15 protein-coding genes are annotated in these 18,383 nt (G+C 75.0%); 10 read left to right on the top strand and 5 right to left on the bottom strand.

All coding sequences use genetic code 11. From position 1 onward, the window contains the following. Positions 1-173: 173 nt before the first annotated feature. Positions 174-3,353 (bottom strand): cytochrome P450, encoded by a 3,180-nt coding sequence (locus ACH4OA_RS01280; protein WP_397935030.1) that lies wholly within the window; start codon positions 3,351-3,353, stop codon positions 174-176. A 260-nt stretch (positions 3,354-3,613) separates the two neighbouring features. On the opposite strand from ACH4OA_RS01280, the gene ACH4OA_RS01285 reads away from it, so the two are divergent. The 4 genes from ACH4OA_RS01285 to ACH4OA_RS01300 all read left to right on the top strand — a co-directional run bounded on the left by ACH4OA_RS01285 (position 3,614) and on the right by ACH4OA_RS01300 (position 7,522). Continuing rightward, the gene (locus ACH4OA_RS01285; RefSeq protein WP_397967013.1) at positions 3,614-4,255 is read left to right on the top strand and encodes a PAS domain S-box protein; all 642 of its coding nucleotides are present in this window, start codon (positions 3,614-3,616) and stop codon (positions 4,253-4,255) included. A gap of 94 nt (positions 4,256-4,349) precedes the next feature. After that, positions 4,350-4,844 (top strand): FBP domain-containing protein, encoded by a 495-nt coding sequence (locus ACH4OA_RS01290; RefSeq protein ID WP_365878749.1) that lies wholly within the window; start codon positions 4,350-4,352, stop codon positions 4,842-4,844. 91 nt (positions 4,845-4,935) lie between these two features. Next, a complete protein-coding gene (locus tag ACH4OA_RS01295; RefSeq protein ID WP_365878747.1) occupies positions 4,936-6,189 on the top strand; it encodes an aromatic acid exporter family protein in 1,254 nt (417 codons plus the stop codon). 115 nt (positions 6,190-6,304) lie between these two features. Then, positions 6,305-7,522 (top strand): lactonase family protein, encoded by a 1,218-nt coding sequence (locus tag ACH4OA_RS01300; protein WP_397967015.1) that lies wholly within the window; start codon positions 6,305-6,307, stop codon positions 7,520-7,522. Here ACH4OA_RS01300 and ACH4OA_RS01305 read toward each other — a convergent pair. Continuing rightward, the gene (locus tag ACH4OA_RS01305; RefSeq protein WP_397967017.1) at positions 7,490-8,215 is read right to left on the bottom strand and encodes a DUF2470 domain-containing protein; all 726 of its coding nucleotides are present in this window, start codon (positions 8,213-8,215) and stop codon (positions 7,490-7,492) included. The genes ACH4OA_RS01300 and ACH4OA_RS01305 overlap by 33 nt on opposite strands. 81 nt (positions 8,216-8,296) lie before the next feature. Continuing rightward, positions 8,297-8,905 carry a TetR/AcrR family transcriptional regulator gene (locus tag ACH4OA_RS01310; protein WP_397935034.1) on the bottom strand — a complete coding sequence of 203 codons (609 nt, stop codon included), beginning with the start codon at positions 8,903-8,905 and terminating at the stop codon, positions 8,297-8,299. Positions 8,906-9,037: 132 nt separating this feature from the next. Between ACH4OA_RS01310 and ACH4OA_RS01315 the strand changes: the two genes are divergently transcribed. Next, the gene (locus ACH4OA_RS01315; protein WP_397967019.1) at positions 9,038-10,579 is read left to right on the top strand and encodes a cytochrome P450; all 1,542 of its coding nucleotides are present in this window, start codon (positions 9,038-9,040) and stop codon (positions 10,577-10,579) included. Positions 10,580-10,640: 61 nt separating this feature from the next. Here the strand turns inward: ACH4OA_RS01315 and ACH4OA_RS01320 are convergent, their stop codons facing one another. After that, positions 10,641-11,483: a pentapeptide repeat-containing protein gene (locus tag ACH4OA_RS01320; protein ID WP_397967021.1), complete on the bottom strand. Its 843-nt coding sequence runs from the start codon at positions 11,481-11,483 to the stop codon at positions 10,641-10,643. Positions 11,484-11,521: 38 nt separating this feature from the next. Continuing rightward, on the bottom strand, positions 11,522-12,823 hold the full coding sequence (locus ACH4OA_RS01325; protein WP_397967022.1) for an alpha/beta fold hydrolase: 1,302 nt from the start codon (positions 12,821-12,823) through the stop codon (positions 11,522-11,524). Between the two features lie 356 nt (positions 12,824-13,179). Here ACH4OA_RS01325 and ACH4OA_RS01330 point away from each other — a divergent pair, with 356 nt between their 5' ends. The 5 genes from ACH4OA_RS01330 to ACH4OA_RS01350 all read left to right on the top strand — a co-directional run bounded on the left by ACH4OA_RS01330 (position 13,180) and on the right by ACH4OA_RS01350 (position 18,376). Next, positions 13,180-13,935 (top strand): (Fe-S)-binding protein, encoded by a 756-nt coding sequence (locus ACH4OA_RS01330; RefSeq protein WP_397945508.1) that lies wholly within the window; start codon positions 13,180-13,182, stop codon positions 13,933-13,935. Beyond that, entirely contained in the window at positions 13,932-15,410 is a 1,479-nt protein-coding gene (locus ACH4OA_RS01335) for a lactate utilization protein B (protein ID WP_397967025.1), read from the top strand. The genes ACH4OA_RS01330 and ACH4OA_RS01335 overlap by 4 nt, the downstream gene beginning before the upstream one ends. Then, on the top strand, positions 15,407-16,048 hold the full coding sequence (locus ACH4OA_RS01340) for a lactate utilization protein C (RefSeq protein ID WP_365884307.1): 642 nt from the start codon (positions 15,407-15,409) through the stop codon (positions 16,046-16,048). The genes ACH4OA_RS01335 and ACH4OA_RS01340 overlap by 4 nt, the downstream gene beginning before the upstream one ends. A 104-nt stretch (positions 16,049-16,152) precedes the next feature. Then, a complete protein-coding gene (locus ACH4OA_RS01345; RefSeq protein ID WP_397967028.1) occupies positions 16,153-17,154 on the top strand; it encodes a zinc-dependent alcohol dehydrogenase family protein in 1,002 nt (333 codons plus the stop codon). Between the two features lie 67 nt (positions 17,155-17,221). Further along, entirely contained in the window at positions 17,222-18,376 is a 1,155-nt protein-coding gene (locus ACH4OA_RS01350) for an ATP-binding cassette domain-containing protein (protein ID WP_397967030.1), read from the top strand. Positions 18,377-18,383 lie beyond the last annotated feature (7 nt).

Here is an 18,383-nt window from a genome sequence, read left to right on the forward strand (position 1 = left end):
TGTTGATAACCCGTGTGGGGGTCGGGGGGGGTTTACTTTGCCCCCCTGTTTTGTTCTTTTTTCTCTTTTGGGGGGGGGGGGGGGGGGCCGGGGGGGGGGGGGGGGGGCCCCCGCCGGCGGCACCGCCGCGCCCCGCTCCGCCGGGTCGCCCACGGTGCCCCCTCCCGCGCGGCTCAGCCGGCCGCGTACACGTCCTCCACGTACCGCCCGTCCGCCATCAGCGTGTTCAGCCAGCGCTCGGCCGCCGCCCCGTCGGCTCCGGGGGTGTGTTCCCGGTACAGCGTACGGAACGCGTCGCGGACGCCGGGTGCCATCCGGGCGCCGTCGCCGCAGACGTACACCCGTGCGCCGGCCGCGAGCAGCTCCCACACCTCGCCGGCCTCGGCGGCGATGCGGTGCTGGACGAAGGAAGCGCCGTTCTCGGGCGCGGCGCTGAAGGCCGGGCGCAGGCGGACGGCGCCGGCCCGTTCGGCGGCCCGCAGCTCGTCGGCGTGCAGATAGTCGGCGTCGGGTGCGTCGCAGCCGAAGTACAGCAGGGCCGGCGGAAGTTCCGCGCCCGCGCGGCGGACGGCCAGGCGGTCGGCGACGGCGCCCCTGAACGGCGCGAGGCCGGTGCCCGCGGCGACCATCACGACCGGTGCCGAGCCGTCGATCCGGAAGGCCTCGCGGCAGGGCTGGACGCGGGCGTACACGGTGTCGCCGGGCCGCAGGGAGGCCAGGTGGCCCGATCCGGTACCCCGGTAGCGGCCCTTGCCGGACCGTGCCGGGGCGTCGAGCACGGAGACCATCAGGTCGGCGTGGCGGGCGTCGGCCGCCGGCGCGGAGGAGATGGAGTAGTGGCGCGGGCGCAGCGGGGTCAGCAGGTCGAGCAGGGCCGGCCAGTCGAGGGCGCCGCGCAGCGCGGGGTGGTCCTCGGCCAGCTCCAGCAGGGTGCGCGGGTCGTCATCGGGCAGGGCGGCGAGGGCGGCACGCTCGGGCGGGCAGGGGTTGGCCGCGGCGAGGAGGGCCCGCTGCCGGGCCGTGGGCCGTTCCTGCAGCTCCACGTGGTGGGTCAGCAGCTCACGGACCGTCAGCGGGCGGTCGACGGCGAGGCCCTCGCGGCGCGGGCGGGTGGCCCGGATGTCCAGGACGGCACCGGCGTCGAGGCCGAAAGCGGCGACGGCGCGGTCCACCAGGCCGGGGGCGTTGGCGGGCAGCACGCTCAGGTGGTCGGCGGTGCGGTAGGTGACGCCGTCGGGCAGGGCGATCCGCAGGAACCGCTTGGTCCGCGGGTGGCCGGGCGCGGTGAGGTCGCGGGTCTCGGTGACGGTCATCGGGACCAGGCCGTGCCGTTCGGCGAGGGCGTCCAGCGGGCCGCCGGTGACGGTGCGCACGGTGTAGGCATGGGCGGGCTCCCGCGGCGCGTCCGTGCCGGCGTCCGGGTCGCCGTACTCCTGGAGCAGCGCGGTGCGCAGGCGGGCGGTGAACTCCGCCACGGTGCCGGCGAGGTCGCCGGAGGCGTCGGCGGCGGCGCGCGCGATGAGCCGGGTGGCGCCGAGTTCGGCGAGGCGGGCGTCGACGCGGGTGGGGACCTGCTGGTAGGTGGCGGCCCAGTTGCGGTCGCCGACGCCGAGGACGGCGTAGGTCACGCCGGTCAGGTCGGGCGTGCCGTCGAGCCAGGCGGCGAAGGCGGTGGCGTCGTCGGTGGGGCGGCCGTTGTAGGAGGCGGCGGTGATGACGACGGGCCGGTCCGCGGGCAGGCCGTCCGCGTAGGCGTCCAGGGCGGCGACCTCGGTGGCGCAGCCCACGGCGGCGGCCTCGTCGGCGAGCCGGGCGGCGAAGTCCCGGCAGGTGCCGTAGTTGCTGCCGTGCAGGAACAGGGCGCGGGTGCCGGGGCGGACCCGGGCCGGGAGGGTGTCCGGGGCCGGGGTGCCGGCGGCCGGCGCGGGGGCGGCGCCCGGCAGGGGCGCGTGCACGCGGTCGGCGGCGGTGCGCGGGGTGAGCGTGAGGGTGAAGCCCTCGGGCTTGAGGGTGAGGGTCTCCTTCACCGTGAGGCGGTAGCCGGCGTGGTCGTGCAGCCGGTAGCGGTGGACCAGCAGGGCGAGCAGCATGGTCGCCTCGTGCAGGGCGAACTGCCTTCCGATGCAGGCGCGTTCGCCGGTGCCGAACGGTTTGAAGGCGTGCACCGGCCGGGCCGCCTCGGCCTCGGGGGTGAACCGCTCGGGGTCGAACAGCTCCGGGTTGTCGCCCCAGACGGGCTCGCGGTGCAGCATCGGGGTGAGCACGGTGACGGCCTGGCCGGCGCGCAGCGGGATCCGGCCGCCGAGCAGGGTGTCCTCGCGGGCGTGCCGGCTGAACGCGGCGGCGGTCGGCCACAGCCGCAGCGCCTCGTTGAGGACCTGCCGGGTGTAGGTGAGCCGGCCGATGTCCTCGTACGCCGGCTCGGGGTCCGGGGTGTCGCCCCACAGCGCGTCGGCCTCGCGCTGGACGAGCCGCAGGACGGCGGGGTGCTTGGCGAGGTAGTACAGCGCGAAGGACATCGCGCCGGAGGTGGTCTCGTGGCCGGCGATCAGGAAGGTGATGACCTGGTTGCGGATGTTGGCCGGGTCCAGGGTGGTGCCGTCGGCCGGGTGCGGGGCGCTGAGCATCAGGCCGAGCAGGTCCGCGGCGCCGCTCTGGTCGGTGCCGGTGCGGGCGGCGATGACGTCGTCCACGACCTGGGCCAGGTAGCCGGCGTCCCGCCGGAAGGCGGCGTCGGCCGCCGAGTGGTCCTGGTCCGGGGTGCGGGCCAGGCGGTTCATGCTCCACTCCAGGCAGCGGACCATCGACTCCACGAAGGGATGCGGCTCGGCGCGTGCGAAGGACCCGAAGTCGTAGTCGAACCCGGCCAGTCCGATCGTGTCGAGCGTCATGCGGGTCATGTCGTCGGGCACGTCGACGGGCCGGCCGTCCCGGGCCGCCCGGTCCCAGGAGTCGAGGAGCCGCCGGGCCACCTCCAGCATCACCGGGTGGTAGGTGCGCATCGAGCCGAGCGCGAAGGCGGGCATCAGGATGTCGTGCGCCCGGGCCCAGTTGGGCTCGTCGTTGTACGCGGTGAACAGTCCGTCGGCGGCGAACTCGCGCACGTTCTCCAGGGCGGGGCCGATGTGCTTGGCGAACCGGTCCTCGTCGGCCAGGTCGGCGACCAGGTCCGCGTCGGCGACGAACATCGCGTCCCGGCCGTGCAGCCGGCGCACCAGCACCGGGCCGTGGGCGCGCATCAGCTCCATGGCCTGCTGGATGGGGGTGCGGCCGGGTCCGGTGGCGGTGATGTCGACGACGGGGACGCCGGGCAGGGCCGCGGCGGAGGAGGAGTGCAGTGTGGTGGGGGGCATGGCGCGACGACTGCCTTTCGCGTAGCGGACTGCTGTGTTCCAGGGTGGTCGACGGGCGGCCGGTGCCCGCGCCACGGCACTACACGTTCGTGCAGTGGAAACCGGGCCGCCGGACTTGCGCGGCCGGGCGCTCCGTCGGCCGGCCGCCCGGACACGGCCGCGGCGCCGGGCGCCGGGCGCTTGGTTCCCGCCCGCCGAGTTGCCGCTGACCTGCCTCGTCCTCTTGGATGGGCGTGCGGCCGGCGGACCGGGAGGGTGTGATGGAGACGGGACGGGCCGACGCGGTGGTGTGGCGCAACCGGGCCCTGCTCGTGTTCGACCGCGTGTCGGTCCCGGTGGCGGTGTGCGACGTGTACGGCCAGGTGGTGCTGGCGAACCCGGCGATGGCCGCCGAGTGCGGCACGAGCCCGGGCCGGCTGCGCGGCCGGCAGGTGCTGGAGCTGTTCCGGCCGCAGGAGTCCACCCAGGTGGAGCGGATCGCCGAGGCGCTGCGGCTGCGGCACCGCTCGCGCTACCAGGTCTCCGTGTGCTGGCGGGCGCCGGACGGGACCGAGCGGTACGGAGAGCTGACGGCGGACCCGGTGAGCGACAGCGCCGAGGACACCCCGGCACTGCTGGTGATGCTGCGAGTACGGGGCGAGCGCACCGCGCCCGCCCCGGAGCCGGTGCGGGCCACCGAGGCGGAGCGGCAGGTGCTGGCGCTGCTGGCCGGTGGCGCCACCACCGCGCGCGCTGCCCGGGAGCTGGGCCTGAGCCGGGACGGCGTCACCTATCACCTGCGCCGGCTGTCGGCGCGCTGGGGCGCGGCCAACCGCACCGAACTGGTGGCCCGCGCCTATGCCTTGGGGGTCCTGCTGCCCGGGGTCTGGCCGCCGCGGGCGAGCCCAGCCGAGGACGAGTAGGAAATTCGCTGGCCTCTCCTTCACCCGGCTACATACGATAGTCGCCTGCCTAGGGCTCCTAGGCTGCGTCGTCGTCACCGGAAGGACTCCCCCCATGCGAGCGCTCACCGAGCAGGACATCCGCGCGTCGTTCGTCAACTGCTCCAAGGGCGAGGCCAAACGGCTGACCGTGCCGCGCGATCTGGAGGAGCGTCCGTGGGACGACCTGGACTTCCTCGGCTGGCGTGATCCCGGGGCCCCCGACCGCAGCTATCTGGTCACCGAACGGGACGGCCGGCCCGCCGGTGTCGCCCTGCGTTTCCCGCCCGCGCAGCGCGGCTTCCTGCACCGCAGCATGTGCTCGCTGTGCCTGACCACGCACCCCGGCGGCGGAGTGTCCCTGATGACCGCGCGCAAGGCGGGCACGGCGGGCCGGGAAGGCAACTCGGTCGGGCTGTACATGTGCACGGACCTGGCGTGTTCGCTGTACGTGCGCGGCAGGAAGACCCCCGTCGCCGGCGCCCGGTTCGCGGAGAGCCTGACCCTGGAGGAGCAGATCGCCCGCACCCGGGACAACCTCTCCGCGTTCGTCGCCAAGCTGTACGTCTGAACACCGGGTGCCGTCCCCGGTCGCCCGATGGCCGGAAACAGTCCGCGAACGGTCACGTTCGACCTGGCCGCCTAACGGGAACAGGCCAAGGATGCTCGACGTACGAAAGTGGACCTCTGGACTGCTGCGTCTGCTGGGGCGCCGCCGGGAACCGGTGGTCGTCCAGACGCTGCGGTCCGCCGCGGCGGCGACGGTCGCCTACGTCATCGCGCTCCGGCTGAGCCCGGAGCCGGCCCCGCTCACCGCGCCGCTGACGGCGCTGCTGGTCGTCCAGGTGACCTTCTACGCCACGCTCACCAACGGCATCCGCCGGGTGAACTCGGTGGTCGCCGGCGTGCTGGTGGCCATCGCCTTCAGCGTGCTGGTGGGGCTGACCTGGTGGAGCCTGGCGCTGCTCATCGTCGCCGCGCTGGGCGTGGGCCACCTGGTGCGGGTGGACGAGTACGTGGCCGAGGTGGCGATCAGCGCCATGCTGGTGCTCGGGGTCACCACGGTGGGGTTCACCGCCTGGGCGCGGATCGTGGAGACGCTGATCGGCGCGGTCGTCGGCACCGCCTGCAACCTGCTGCTGCCGCCGCCCGTCTGGGTGGACAAGGCGGGCGCGTCCATCGAGGACCTGGCCCGGCGGGTGCGCCAGCTGATGCTGCGGATGGGCGAGGAGGCCGCGGGGCGCATCCCGTGGCAGCGGGCGGCCGAGCGGCTGCACGAGGCACGCCGGCTCGACCACGACATCGTGCGGGTGGACGCGGCGCTGCGGCAGGCCGAGGACAGCCTGCGGCTCAACCCGCGCGTCAAGGAGGGGCTGCTGCACCGGGTGGTGCTGCGCACCGGTCTGGACACGCTGGAGATCTGCACGGTGGTGCTGCGGGTGCTGGCCCGCACGTTCACGGACCTGGCGAAGGCCCGCGGCTCGAAGGAGCTGTTCCCGGCCCAGGTCGGCGGGACCGTGGAGCAGTTGCTGTCGGAGATCGCCGACGCGGTGGTCAGCTTCGCGGTGCTGGTGACCACGGACCTGAGCGAGAACGCCGAGTCGGCGGAGGCCCGGCTGACGGCCGAGCTGCACACCGCGGCCGGCACCCGGGACCGGCTGGCCGAGCTGCTCCGGGAGGAGATCGGCAAGGACTGGGAGAACTGGCAGCTGCTCGGCGCGGTGGTGACCGAGACGACCAGGATCATCGACGAGCTGGACACCGAACACCGCACCCGGCGCCTGCTGGAGGAGCTGGACCGGGTCTCCCGCGAGCAGCGGGCCAAGCTGCCCCGGATGGCCTGGCTGCGCGACCGGCTCGGCATCCAGGAGGAGCTGTGGCGCAACCGCGCCGGCTTCGGCAGCCGCTCCCGGTGACCCGCCCGCCGTACCGTTGCACAGTACGCAACCGCTGTTGCCGGTCTTGCCTCCGGCGGCGGGCCCGCGCCAAGGTGTCTGTCACGAGCGGGGCGACCGACGACTGAGGTGCGGCATGGACACGCAGGCACGGACACCCGGGCAGCGCCCGGAGCAGGGCGGCGGCTGGACCAGGCGCCGGTTCGCCGGGGCGGTGGCCGGCGCGGCGGCGGTCGTCGCGGTACCGGCCCCGGCGGCCCCGCCGGCGGCCACCCCGGCCGCGCGGGTCGCGCCCGGGCCCGCCGCGCCGCGCCAGGAGCCCCCGGGGCCGCGCCCGCTGTACGTGGGCACCTACACCTCGGCCGCGGGCGGCGGCACCGGCGTCACGGTGGCGTCGTACGACCCGGAGTCGGGCCGGATCACCCGCACCGGCACGCTCACCGGCGTGCCCGACCCGTCGTATCTCGCGGTGCACCCGGACGGGCGCACGCTGTACGCCGTGGCCGAGCGGCAGGACGGCGGGGTGACGGCCGTACGCCTCGCGGACCGGCGCGTGCTCGGCACCCGCACCACCGGCGGCGCGGGTCCCTGCCACCTGTCGGTGCATCCCGGCGGCCGCTGGCTGCTGAGCGCGGACTACGGCTCGGGCAGTGTCACCGTGCACCCGATCGACGCCTCGGGCGCCCTCGGCGAGCGCACCGCCCGGGTCGTGCACACCTCGCCGCCGCCCGGTCCCGGGCAGCAGGGGCCGCACGCCCACCAGATCGTCACCAGCCCGGACGGCCGATACGTCCTCGCCGTGGACCTCGGCACCGACACCGTCTACACCTACCGGCTGGACACGGCGCGGGGCACCCTCACGGAGGTGGCGCAGGCGCGCACCCGGCCCGGCGCGGGGCCACGCCATCTGACCTTCCATCCGGGCGGCCGGTACGCCTACCTGGCCAACGAACTGGACGACACCGTGACCGTCTGCGCCTACGACCCGTCCTCGGGCCGGCTGAGCGTGGGCGAGCCGCAGCCGACCGGGTCGGAGGGCGGCACCAACTATCCGGCGCAGATCCTGGTGACGGCGGACGGCCGGTACGCGTTCCTCGCCAACCGGGGCCACGACAGCCTGGCGCGGTACGCCGTCGAGTCCGGCGGGGCCCGGCTGCGGCTGCTCGGCACGGTGCCGACGGGCGGGGACTTCCCGCGGCAGATCGCGTGCGCACCGGACGGCCGGCTGCTGTTCGCGGCGAACCAGCGCTCCGGCACGGTCACCGTCTTCCACGTCGACGCGGACGGCGGCGGGCTCACTCCGGCCGGCGAGCCGTTCGCGTCACCGGTCGCCGTCTGCGCGCTGCCGCTGTAGCGCGCGGGGGCAGGAGGCGGCGACGGCCTGCGCGAGCAGGGCGTGGACGCGCTCGGTGAGCTGGGTGACATCGTCGGCGGGCGCGTGGAAGGGCAGCCGTACGTCGCCGTGGACACGGGTGCGTTCGATGCGCAGGGTCAGTCCGTGCCGGTCGACGGCGAGCGGGGCCACCCGGGTCGCGGCGTGCAGGCTCTCGGGCCGCACCAGGCGGGTCAGCCGCTCGACGGCGTCGGGGTGGGCGTCGGCGAGGTGGGTGAGCAGCCGGGCCTCGGCGGCGGCGAGCGGGTCGGGCCGGGCGGCGGTGAACTCCTCCAGGCCCACGACCACCGGTCCGGACGCCTGCCGGAGCACCACTCGGGCGGGGTGGAAGAGCAGGGCGTCCCCGGCCGGGGTGAGCGTGCCGGAGAGCCACAGCCGGGCGCGGATCCGGTCGCGCACCGGTACGGGTGCCACGTCGGCGAACTCCAGCAGGGCGGCGGGCTCCTGGCGCGGGGCGCACAGGGACGCGGCGGACAGGCCGCTGTCCTCGGGCACCGCCAGGCACACCCGGCCGTCCTCGGTGACGGTGTGCGCGCCGGCGTACTCCTCGCGCACACCGTCCGCCGTCACCGCGCACGACCACGCGGTGGCCAGCACCGAGCGGGCCCGTTCCGCCGCGCCGGGGGCGGCCGTCCAGTCCTGTGTGTCACCCATCCCGAGACCTCCTTAGGTAAGCCTTGCCTAACCTATCGGAGTCCGGGGCGCGCGCCAACCACGCCCCGTCGGCGCACCGGGTCACGCAAGGATGCCCAGGAGCGCGCGGGCACACAGGTCGCGCACCTGCTCGCGGCTCGACTCCCCCGCGCCGCGCAGCCATTCCAGACAGACGGCCGTGGTGAAGGCGAGCCAGCCGCGCACCGCCAGACGGACCTCGGGAGCGGTCTCGGCGGCCGGCCCGAACTCGGGGTCGGCGGCGAGCGCGGCCAGGATCTGGCGCTCCTGCGCGGCCAGGGCGCACTGGTAGACCCGGCGCACCGCCTGGTCGCCGGCCGCGTCGGCGCGGTGGAAGGCGCGGAAGCCGTGGGCGTGGGCCTGGACGTAGCCAAGGTAGGCGTCGAGCCCGGCGGTCAGCTGCTCGCGCACCGGCACCCCGGGCACGGCCGCCGTCATGCGCAGCATCCGCTCGCTCTCGCGCTCCACGACCGCGGCGAAGAAGTCCCGCTTGGTCGGGAAGTAGTGGTACAGCAGCCCGCGCGAGACACCGGCGATCTCGGCGACCCGCTCGATCCGGACATCGTCGTAGGGACTGTCCGAGAACAGCTTCGCGCCGACCGTCAGCAACTGCTCGCGCCGCTCCCCCGTGCTGAGCCGGCGGCGGGTGCGCTCCCGATGATTCGCGGGCATGCCGTCACTGTACTTGACGCCGGTTCAACACCCGGACGACACTGGAACGCGTTATTGAACCCACGTACAACACACCGCGCGGCACCCGCGCACACCGCCTCAACGGACCGCTGGACCAAGGGAGATCGCGTCATGGCGGGGAGGACGCAGACCATGGAGAACGGGCTGCCGAAGGGTTTCCGGAGCGCCGAGCGGGGCTGGCCCGAGCTGCACCGCATACCGCACCCGCCGCGCCGGGTGCCGCTGCTCGGCGATGTGCTCGGCGCCGACGGGCGCCGGCCGCTCCAGGACACCATGCGCCACGCCCGCCGACTGGGCCCGGTCTTCCGGCGGCGGGCCTTCGGCAAGGAGTTCGTCTTCGTGTGGGGGGCGCGGCTGGTCGCCGACCTCGCCGACGAGTCACGGTTCGCCAAGCACGTCGGGCTGGGCGTCGCCAACCTGCGGCCGGTGGCCGGGGACGGCCTGTTCACCGCCTACAACCACGAGCCCAACTGGCAGCTCGCGCACGACGTCCTGGCGCCCGGGTTCAGCCGCGAGGCCATGGAGGGCTACCACGGGATGATGCTGGCCGTCGCCGGCCGGCTCACCGACCGCTGGGACCGCCTGCTGGCGGCCGGGCACACGGTCGACGTGCCCGGCGACATGACCCGGCTGACCCTGGAGACCATCGCCCGCACCGGTTTCGGGCACGACTTCGGCTCCTTCGAACGGGACCGCCCGCACCCCTTCGTCACGGCCATGGTCGGCACGCTCGGCTACGCCCAGCGGCTCAACAGCGTGCCCGCGCCGCTGGCCCCGCTGCTGCTGCGCTCCGCCACCCGGCGCAACGCGGCCGACATGGCCTTCCTCAACCACACGGTCGACGAGCTGGTGGCCGCCCGGCGCCGGTCCGGCGGCGGCGAGGGCGACCTGCTGGACCGCATGCTGGCCACCGCGCACCCGGTGACCGGGGAGAAGCTGTCCGCGGAGAACGTCCGCAAGCAGGTGATCACGTTCCTGGTGGCCGGCCACGAGACCACCTCGGGCGCGCTCTCCTTCGCGCTGTACTACCTCGCCCGGCACCCGGAGATCGCCGCCCGGGCCCGCGCCGAGGTGGACCGCGTCTGGGGAGCGACCGCACAGCCGCGCTACGACCAGATAGCCAGGCTGCGCTATGTCCGCCGGGTGCTGGACGAGTCGCTGCGGCTGTGGCCGACCGCGCCCGCCTTCGCCCGCGAGGCCCGCCACGACACGGTCCTCGCCGGCGAGCACCCGATGCGCCGGGGCGCCTGGGCCCTGGTGCTGACGCCGATGCTGCACCGCGACCCGGAGGCGTGGGGCGAGGACACCGGGCGGTTCGACCCGGACCGCTTCACCGCGGCGGCCGTACGGGCCCGGCCGCCGCACGTCTTCAAGCCTTTCGGCACCGGCGCGCGGGCCTGCATCGGCCGGCAGTTCGCGCTGCACGAGGCGGCGCTGGTCCTCGGCCTCCTGCTGCGCCGCTACGACCTGCACGCCGACCCCGGCTACCGGCTGGCCGTCACCGAACGGCTGACCCTGATGCCGGAGGGCCTGCGGCTGCGCCTGGAGCGCCGGCAGCGCCCCGCGGAACCGCACGGCGGCACCGACGAGCCGCGCGCCCGGCCGGACCTGCGGGACCTGTCCTCCGGAGCGGACCGGGCTCGCGGAGCCTGATCGGAACGAGAGGCCCTGGCGCTCCGCCGTCCAGTGTGCCGGGCGGTCCGAACGAGAGGTCTCAGCGCTCCGCCGTCCAGTGCGCCGGGCGGCGGACCGTCCCGGGCAGCCGGGTGCCGGCGCTGCCGCGGGCCGCGTCGAGTTGCGGCTGGGTGAGGAAGAACGCGCCGGTGAGGTCCGCGCCGGTCAGGTCGGCGTCCCGCAGGTCGGCGCCGATGAGGTCCGCGCCGCGCAGATCGGCGCCGGTGAGGTCGGCCGCGATCAGACAGGCACCGCGCAGGCTCGCCCCGCGCAGGTCGGCGCCCTTGAGCCGGGCGCCGGCCAGATCCGCGCCACGCCGGTCCTTGCCCTTGGCCTTCCCCTTGCCGCCGGCGCCGGCCCGGACCAGCTCGCTGGCGCGCAGCAGGTGCGTGTTGACCTCCTGCCGGTGCGCGGCCACGTCCAGCGCGGCCAGCTCGTCGGGGGTCTGCCGGGTGAGCCGCTCGGTTTTCTCCAGGGCCCGCCGCAGCTCGGGGTGGACCGGCCGGGCGGCGGGCAGGCCCAGCGCCTCCGTCAGGTACCACAGCAGCTCGTGGAGCTGCCGGACGACCGGGAAGACCTCGGACATGCGGCGCGCCTGCTCCTTCGGCGCGGTGCGCCGGTCCTGTCCGCCGAAGGTGACCTGGGAGACCTTCTGGCCGGCGCCGAAGCAGTCGTAGACGGTGCAGCCGCTGAAGCCCCGCTCCCGCAGGCCGTCGTGGATGCCGCAGCGGTGGTCGTCCCGGAGGTTCGGGCAGGGCAGCCCGGCGGGCTTGTCCAGCGCGAAGTCGGCGGACCGGGCGAAGGGCAGGGCCACGCAGCACAGGCCGAAGCACTGGGCGCAGTCGCCGCGCAGGTCAAGGAGGTCGGGGATCGGGTCCGGCATGGCGCACAGCCTACTCACCGGCGCGGCGACCGCCGGTCTCAGACCTCGTCGCGGACGAGCGCCAGCAGCCGGTCCAGGACCCGGGGCGCGCCCGTGCGCAGGCCGTCGTGCTCGAACTCGTCGGTGACCCAGGTGCGCAGGCCGCGCATGGCGCGGGCGGTGTCGAGCGCGTGGGCGGTGTCGACGTACATGTCGTCGTGGTAGACCGCCGCGGCGACGGGCACCTCGTTGGCGGCGAGGCGGGCCGGGTCGTACAGCGCGGGCCAGTCGGTGCGGGCGGCCAGCAGCTCGGCCGTCTCGCGCAGCGGCCGCAGGGCCGGGTCGGTCTCGAACATCCAGGGGTGGACGGTCTCGCCGGTGAAGAGCACCGGGCCGTCACCGGTGAGCGCCTTGGCCGCGTCGAACTGCGGGAACTCGGCGCGGACGCGCTCGGCGGCCCAGGCGGTGGGGCGGGCGCCCTGGCCGTAGACCGACTCGTGGACGACGGCGTAGAGCGGGTGCGCGGCGTACGACAGCAGGGTCTGCGCCTGTTCCTGGAAGGCGTCGGACAGCTCCGTCCCGGCCGGGGTGCGGACGAAGGCGTCCTCCAGCAGGTGGTGCAGGCGGTGGCTGCCGTCGCTGGTGCCGAGCATCTGGCCCAGGGCCTGGAATGCCTCCACGGTGAGGCGGTAGCCGTTCGGCAGGACCACGTCGTGGGTGAGGAGGTGGTCGGCGATCCGCCGGGCCGCCGCCACGTCCTGCGGGTAACGGTCGTAGTGCGCGGCGACCTTGCGCTCGATGCGCGGATAGGCGGCCCGGTAGACGTCGTCGGCGTGGGCGTGCAGGGAGGGCAGGCCACCGGTGATCAGCGCGGTGTGGATGCCCTCGGGGGCCAGGGAGAGGTAGGACACGGTGCAGAAGCCGCCGAAGCTCTGGCCGAGCACGGTCCACGGGGCGCCGCCGGTGACCCGCGGGCGGATGGCCTCGCAGTCGCGGACGATGGAGTCGGCGCGGAAGCGGGCGAGGTAGTCGGCCTGGGCGGCGGGGCCGCCGCGCAGCGGGAGCGTCTGGCGGTTGGCGGGCGTGGAGCGGCCGGTGCCGCGCTGGTCGAGCAGCAGGACGCGGTACTCCTCAAGGGCCCGGCCGAGCCAGGCCTGCCGTCCGATGAAACGGTTCGCCCCGAAGCCGGGGCCGCCTTGCAGGTACACCAGCCAGGGCAGGTCCTGCCCGGCCTTGTCGCTCGCCACCGCCTCCCGGGCGTACAGCTCGATGGTCTCGCCCGCCGGGTCGGCGTGGTCGAGAGGCACGGTGAAGCGGTGGTCGGTGAGGACGACGCCGGGCTGGCGGTAGCTGAGGCTCAACGGGTCTCCCGGGACGGGCGGCTGGGACGCGACCCAGTTCAGCACACGGCCGTACGCGGGCCGAGACCCGGGACCAGGGTTCGTCACTGAACCACCGGTCAGCGGGCGGCCGGGGTGGCGCCCGGCCGGTCACCCGGTACGCGTACCGCGGGGACACCGCGCGGGAGCGGGCGGCCGAGGCGCGGCTCGCCGCACGCTGACCCGCGGCCTGCCCGCGCCGGGGTCCGCCGATTACGCTGCTTCTGCTTCTGCCTTCCGCCTTCCGTCTTTTTCCGCCGGCCGACCGCACCGCTCACGACCCTGTCCGACCGCCATCCGATCGCCTGATGACCGATGACCGAGACCGAGGAGCCGCGATGCGTGTCGCCCTGTTCCTGACCTGTGTCAACGACACGCTGTATCCGGACACCGGCCGGGCCGTGGTGAGACTGCTGCGCAGGCTGGGGGTCGACGTCGACTTCCCGATGGGCCAGACCTGCTGCGGGCAGGCGCACTACAACACCGGCTACCGGCACCAGACCGAGCCGCTGGCCCGGCACTTCGCCGAGGTCTTCGGCGGCTACGAGGCGATCGTGACCCCGTCCGCGTCGTGCGGGGCGATGGTCCGGGAGCTGTATCCGCGGCTGGGCGAGCGGGCCCGGGCGGAGGGACGCGGCGACGCGCTGGCGCGGACCCTGGCGCCGGTGGTGCCCAGGACGTACGAGCTGACGGAGTTCCTGGTGGACGTGCTCGGGGTGACGGACGTGGGCGCCTACTACCCGCGCAAGGTCACCTACCATCCGACCTGTCACGGGCTGCGCGGTCTCGGGCTCGGCGACCGGCCGCGCCGGCTGCTCGGCGCGGTGCGGGGCCTGGAACTGGTCGAGCTGCCGGGTGCCGAGGAGTGCTGCGGGTTCGGCGGCACGTTCGCGGTGAAGAACGCCGAGGTGTCGGCGGCGATGGGGGTGGACAAGGTGCGCCACGCGGAGTCGACGGGCGCGCAGGTGCTGTGCGCGGCCGACAACTCGTGTCTGATGCACATCGGCGGCACGATGAGCCGGCTGCGCACGGACCTGCGGCCGGTGCACCTCGCGGAGATCCTGGCGAGCACGGAGGAGGAACCGGCGGTATGAGCGGAACGTTCGTCGGCATGCCGGCCTTTCCCGAGGCGGCGCGCGACGCCGTCCACGACCCGACGCTGCGCGTCAACCTGCGCCACGCCACGCACACCATCCGCGCCAAACGGGCCCAGGCGGTGGGCGAGCTGTCCGACTGGGCGCAGTTGCGCGAGGCGGGCCGGCGGATCAAGGACCACACGCTGCACCATCTCGACCGCTATCTGGAGCAGTTGGAGGAGGCGGTCACCGCGGCCGGCGGCACGGTGCACTGGGCGGCGGACGCCGAGGAGGCCAACCGGATCGTCACCGCACTGGTCCGGGCCACCGGCGAGCCGGAGGTCGTCAAGGTCAAGTCGATGGCCACGCAGGAGATCGGCCTCAACGAAGCCCTCGCGGCGGCGGGGATCCGCGCCTACGAGACCGATCTCGCCGAGCTGATCGTGCAGTTGGGCAGGGACCGGCCCTCGCACATCCTGGTCCCGGCCATCCACCGCAACCGGGGCGAGATCCGGGACATCTTCCGCTCCGAGATGGGCGCCTGGGGCCGCCCGGCCCCCGAGGGCCTGACGGACACGCCCGCCGAACTCGCCGAGGCGGCCCGGCTGCACCTGCGGGAGAAGTTCCTGCGGGCGAAGGTCGGTGTCTCCGGCGCCAACTTCATGGTCGCCGAGACCGGCACGCTGGTCGTCGTGGAGTCCGAGGGCAACGGCCGGATGTGCCTGACCCTGCCCGAGACGCTGATCTCCGTCGTCGGCATCGAGAAGGTCGTCCCCACCTGGCGAGACCTGGAGGTCTTCCTGCAGACCCTGCCCCGCTCCTCCACCGCCGAGCGCATGAACCCGTACACCAGCATGTGGACCGGCACCACGGACGGGGACGGGCCGCGCGCCTTCCACCTGGTGCTACTCGACAACGGCCGCACCGACGCCCTCGCCGACCAGGTCGGCCGCCAGGCGCTGCGCTGCATCCGCTGCTCGGCCTGCCTGAACGTGTGCCCGGTCTACGAGCGGGCCGGCGGGCACGCCTACGGCTCCGTCTACCCGGGCCCCATCGGCGCCATCCTCAGCCCGCAGCTACGGGGCACGGGCAGCGCGATCGACGCCTCGCTGCCGTACGCCTCCTCGCTGTGCGGCGCCTGCTACGAGGTGTGCCCGGTCGCCATCGACATCCCCGAGGTGCTGGTGCGGCTGCGGGAGCGGGTGGCCGAGGGCGGTCCGGCGGTGCGGCAGGGCAACAGGGTGCTGCTACGGCCGGCGAAGGGGCACGCGGCCGAGCGGGCGGCGATGCGGGCGGCGCGCTGGGCGTTCGGCCGCCCCGGGGCCCTGCGCGCGGGCCAGCGGCTGGCCTCCCGCACCCGCCGGCTGCATCCGCGCACCCTGCCCGGCCCCGGCCGGGCCTGGAGCGGCGCCCGGGACCTGCCGGCCGTGCCCGCGGAACCCTTCCGGGACTGGTGGCAGCGCACGCGCGGCGGACAGGAGGGCACCCGGTGAGCAGCAGGGAACGGATCCTGGGCCGGGTGCGGCGCGCGCTCGCGGACGTGCCACCGGACGGGCGGCCGTACCAGGAGGCCGTGCCACGGGAGTACGTGCGCGAGCACGGGGAGCGGACCGCCGGGCAGACGGTGGAGCTGCTGGCACGGAACCTGGCCGACTACCGGGCCGTCGTGCACCGGGCCGACGCGGCGTCGGTGTCCGGCCTCGTGATGCGGCTGCTGGCCGAGCGCGGCTCCCAGGAGGTGCTGGTGCCGCCCGGGCTGCCGCCGGAGTGGATGTCCGCCGCCGATCCGGTCCGCATCCACGACCGGGCGGCGGACACCGCGCGGCGGCTGGACCGGGTCGACAGCGTGGTGACGGGCTGCGCCGTGGCGATCGCCGAGACCGGCACCCTGGTCCTGGACGGCTCCCCGGACCAGGGCCGACGGCGCGTCTCGCTGATCCCGGACCACCACATCTGTGTCGTCCGGGTCCCGGACCAGGTCGTCTCCTCCGTCCCGCAGGCCCTGGCACGCCTGGTTCCCACCCGCCCGCTGACCTGGATCTCGGGCCCGTCGGCCACCAGTGACATCGAGCTGGACCGGGTGGAGGGCGTGCACGGCCCGCGCACCCTGGAGGTGATCCTGCTCGGCTGAGCCCTCCCCTTGGTACGACGGCCTTCGTAGTTTGACAGCGGTCGTACCATGCCGCACAGTGATGCCTGATCATCTGATCACCGGTGCGGCGAGGGGGAGTTGGCATGGCGAAGACGGTGCGGTTCCACGAGACCGGCGGGCCCGAGGTGCTGCGGCTGGAGGACCTGGAGCCGGGCGAGCCGGGTCCCGGCGAGGTGCTGCTGCGCATCGAGGCGATCGGCGTCAACCGGGCCGACGGGCTGTTCCGCGGCGGCCGGTACATCGAGCCGGTCAAGCACTTCCCGGCCCGGCTCGGCAACGAGGCGGCGGGCGTGGTGGAGGCCACCGGGCCCGGGGTGACCGGCTTCGCGCCCGGTCAGCCCGTCAGTGTCGTCCCGAACTTCTCGCACAACGACTACGGCGTCTACGCCGAACGCGCGCTGGTCCCCGCCACGGCGCTGCTCCCCCGCTCCCCGGACGTGGACCCGGTCGGCGGCGCGGCGGTGTGGATGCCCTACCTGACGGCGTACGGCGCGCTGGTGGAGGTCGCCGGCCTCCGGGCCGGCGAGACGGCCGTGATCACCGCCGCCTCCAGCGGTCCGGGCCTCGCCGCGATCCAGACGGCGAACCGGCTCGGCGCCACGCCCGTCGCGGTCACCCGCACCCGCGCCAAGCGGCAGCGCCTGCTGGACGACGGCGCCGCCGAGGTGATCGTCTCCGACGAGGAGGACGTGGCCGGGCGCGTGCTGGAGCTGACCGGCGGCCGGGGCGCCGAGCACGTCTTCGACGCCGTCGCCGGACCGGGCGTACGCGAGCTGGGCCGGGCGGTGGCCGCCGGCGGAACGCTGCTGCTGTGGGGCATGCAGAGCGGCGAACCCACCCCGTTCCCCGGCTTCGACCTGGGCATGCCCGCGCTGAACATGCGCACCTACACGGTGACCCGGGAGGTGCTGGCGGTCCCCGGGCGGATGCGGCGCGGTGTCGCCTTCGTCGAGTCGGGGCTGCGCACCGGCACCCTGCGCCCGGTGGTCGACCGCACCTTCCCGCTGGAGGAGGCCGCCGAGGCCCACCGGTACATGGAGGCGGGCACGCAGTACGGCAAGATCGTGCTGACCACCGGGCGGTGACGGCCGGTGTCCGCCGGCCGGGCCAGCGCGGGATGAGGTCCGGCGCGCGCCGCCGTAGCGTGGGGGAATGATCCGGTTCGAGCAGATCACCAAGCGGTATCCGGACGGTACGATGGCCGTGGACGACCTCTCCTTCGAGGTGTCCGAAGGCGAACTGGTGACGCTCGTCGGGCCGTCCGGGTGCGGCAAGACGACGACCATGATGATGGTGAACCGGCTCATCGAGCCGACGTCCGGCCGCGTCCTCGTCGACGGCGAGGACGTCGCGGCCGTCGACCCGGTGCGGCTGCGCCGCCGCATCGGCTACGTCATCCAGCAGGTGGGGCTCTTCCCGCACCGCACGGTCCTGGACAACACCGCGACCGTGCCCGCGCTGCTGGGCTGGAAGCGGGCGAGGGCCCGGGCCCGGGCGGCGGAGCTGCTGGACCTGGTGGGCCTCGACCCGGCGACGTACGGGCCGCGCTATCCGCGGCAGCTGTCCGGCGGGCAGCGGCAGCGGGTCGGCGTGGCCCGGGCGCTGGCCGCGGACCCGCCGGTGCTGCTGATGGACGAGCCGTTCGGCGCGGTCGACCCGGTGGTGCGCGCCCGGTTGCAGGACGAGTTCCTGCGCATGCAGGCGGCCGTGCGCAAGACGGTGCTGCTGGTCACGCACGACATCGAGGAGGCCGTCCGGCTCGGTGACCGCATCGCCGTGTACGGGCGGGGCCGCATCGAGCAGTTCGACACGCCGGGCGCGGTGCTCGGGGCGCCCGCGACGCCGTACGTCGCCTCCTTCGTGGGCGCCGACCGGGGGCTGAAGCGGCTGTCGGTCACCGCGGTCGAACCGGACGACCTGGAGCAGCCGCCGGTGGCGCGGCCGGAGGAGGACGCGGCCCGGGTGCTGGCGCGGCTGCGGGCCGGGGACGCCCGCTGGGCGGTGGTCCTGGACACCGCCGGCGAGCTGCACGGCTGGGTCGGCGCCGACGGGCTGGCGGCGGGCGGCACGGTCGGGGACCTGGCCCGCCGGATGACGGCATGGGTGCCGGTCGGCGCGTCGCTGAAGCAGGCGTTCGGGGTGATGCTCCAGCACGACGCCGGCTGGGTGGCCGTGCTGGACGGCGCGCGGTTCCTGGGCGTCCTCACCCCGGCGAAGCTGCACGAGGCGCTGCGCCGCTCGGTGGACGCGGACGCGCGCGGTGTCCGGCGCGGGCAGGTGCCGTTCGACTCGGTGGCGGACGCCTGAGCCGCGG

This window comes from Streptomyces sp. NPDC017095, from assembly GCF_044332325.1.
Classification (GTDB): domain Bacteria; phylum Actinomycetota; class Actinomycetes; order Streptomycetales; family Streptomycetaceae; genus Streptomyces.